1 protein-coding gene and 1 pseudogene are annotated in these 2,487 nt (G+C 39.6%); both read left to right on the top strand.

Going from position 1 to position 2,487, the window contains the following annotated elements; all coding sequences use genetic code 11:
- Nucleotides 1–874: 874 nt before the first annotated feature.
- Nucleotides 875–1,123 (top strand): type II toxin-antitoxin system ParD family antitoxin, encoded by a 249-nt coding sequence (locus tag JIV24_RS22035; protein ID WP_200467245.1) that lies wholly within the window; start codon nucleotides 875–877, stop codon nucleotides 1,121–1,123.
- 88 nt (nucleotides 1,124–1,211) lie between these two features.
- Nucleotides 1,212–1,415: pseudogene (locus JIV24_RS22030) on the top strand (type II toxin-antitoxin system RelE/ParE family toxin); the annotation flags it as partial.
- Nucleotides 1,416–2,487: the final 1,072 nt, after the last annotated feature.

Below are 2,487 nucleotides of genomic sequence, written 5' to 3'. Positions count from 1 at the left end.
TCAAGACCCCAGCAAACTATTTATGATTTTGAAATAAACTGGAATAAAGGTTAATGCATTAATCCTTTTGGTGCAAAAAAACCATACAACCATTAACTTCATGTTGCACCGATTTTATTTGCACGACTTAGTCATAGGGCGCCGCTACGCTGTGCACGATGCTATTATGAATAGCGCTTTCAGCGCATTATTTGCAGCTTGAAGATGAACGCCCCCATCCCTTACAGGCTTCCACTAGGGGGAAGATTGATTGGCAGCTCCAATAAAAACTCTGTGCCCTTCTTTTACTCTGCGGTAAAATAATATTCCGAAGATATTCATCTGTGTTAATCTGCGTAATCTGTGGTTTAAATTATTACATGCTGTAAATCCTTGCTCCCCTTTTTAGGGGGAGCTGCCACAGGCTGTGGGGGTAATTATCACACATTCCGGTGCAAATAGCATCCTACAATTATCAACTTCGTGTTGCACCGTTTTTATTTACATTATGTAGTCATAGGGCGCCACTACGCTGTGCACGATGCTAGTATATATAGCGCCTTCTGCGCACTATTTACAGTTTGAAGATGCCCCCCATCCCTTACAGGCTTCCACTAGGGGGAAGATTGATTGGCAGTTCCAATAAAAACTCTGTGCCCTTCTTTTACTCTGCGGTAAAATAATATTCCGAAGGAATTAATCTGTGTAAGGCTAAGACTGTAAATGGTGTTTGATTGAATAATACACACTTGGATTTTTTACCAATATTTGGTAAGTTTGATAAAAACATCGAAAATGAAACGACCTGCTAATTTCAATTATTCGTGTTACAAACAGGAGATTGACTGAAATTTGATGAGCGTTCCATCTGGCAAAAAAATAAAATAAAAAACAGATGAAAAATACCTCAATATCACTCGGAAATTATTTTGACCAATTCGTTCAGGCCCAGGTTTCTGCAGGGCGATATAAAAATGTTAGCGAAGTTATTCGTGCAGGGCTAAGACTTCTGGAAAATGAGGAAAGTAAAGCTATTGCATTAAGAAATGCTATCCAGGAAGGCATTGATAGTGGAATTGCTCACAGTTTTGATCCCCAAAAAAATCTTGAGGAATTGAAAGCTAAAAAGAAAATCAATGGCTAATTATACATTGACTAACAAAGCTGTTAATGACTTAAATACTATTTGGGATTATACTTATGATACCTGATCAGAATATCAGGCCGATAAGTATTATCAAATGCTACTGAGCAGTTGCCAGGATATTGCAGATAACCCTGAAATTGGAAGAAATTATACTGGCATTACATCTGATTTATATGGTTTGAAAGCTAATCGACACATAATTTTTTATCGCAAATCTATTGAAAAGCCAATTGAAATAACAAGAATTCTGCACGAGCAAATGGATTTAAAGAGTAGAGTAGCGGAATAAAGACAACATCCTATAAACTACTATAATACGTAAATGTATTTTGCCGTTGTTTGGTTATTTTGTCAGCTACGTATCCAGCCTAAAATTCATTGGCTTTTATTTGCAACTTAATAATCCCCCCCACCGTATACACGGCGTACTCCCCCTTTAAAAAGGTGGAGAGCTGATTTACAGCTTCCCGAAGTTTCGGGACACGTGCCACTCTCTGTGTTCTCTTAAACTCTGGGGTAAAACAAAATTCCAAAGGAATTTATCTGTGTTAATTTACTTCTGATTAAACAATCATTTATTTTATCTGTGTTAATCTGCGTAATCTGTGGTTTTACTTTTACAAGCTGTCAATCAATTCTCTCCTTAAGGAGAGATGACAGAGAGGTATTACACAGTGCCAATCAAATGCTCCCCCTGGGGAGCTGCCGTAGGCTGTGGGGGTATTTATCACACATTCCGGTGCAAATAACATCCTACAATTATCAACTTCATGTTGCACCGGTTTATTTACATTATGTAGTCATAGGGCGTCACTACGCTGTGCACGATGCTAGTATGAATAGCGCTTTCAGCGAATTATTTGCAGCTTGAAGATGAACACCCCCCATCCCTTACAGGACTTCCCCAAGGGGAAGATTGATTGGCAGCTCCATAAAAACTCTGTGCCCTTCTTTTACTCTGCGGTAAAATAATATTCTGAAGATATTAATCCCGCTATGGCGGGACAAGTTCTGTGTTAATCTGCGTAATCTGTGGTTTTACTTTTACAAGCTGTCAATCAATTCTCTCCTTAAGGAGAGATGACAGAGAGGTATTACACAGTGCCAATCAAATGCTCCCCCTGGGGAGCTGCCGCAGGCTGTGGGGGTATTTATCACACATTCCGGTGCAAATAACATCCTACAATTATCAACTTCATGTTGCACCGGTTTTATTTGCACGATGTAGTCATAGGGCGTCGCTACGCTTGCACGATGCTATTATATATAGCACTTTCAGCGCATTATTTGCAGCATGGTTGAAAAGCCCCCATCGCCTTTCAGGCACTTCCCCATGGGGAAGATTGATTGGCAGCTCCAAT

The sequence above is a fragment of the Carboxylicivirga marina genome (genome assembly GCF_016612505.1).
GTDB classification, from domain to species: domain Bacteria; phylum Bacteroidota; class Bacteroidia; order Bacteroidales; family Marinilabiliaceae; genus Carboxylicivirga; species Carboxylicivirga marina.
The sequence above is the reverse complement of the archived record's forward strand: the minus strand, read 5'-3'. Positions and strand labels throughout refer to the sequence as shown.

Coding starts and splice junctions, on each gene's coding strand:
- JIV24_RS22035 (WP_200467245.1), top strand. CDS start 875: ATGAAAAATACCTCAATATCACTCGGAAATTATTTTGACCAATTCGTT.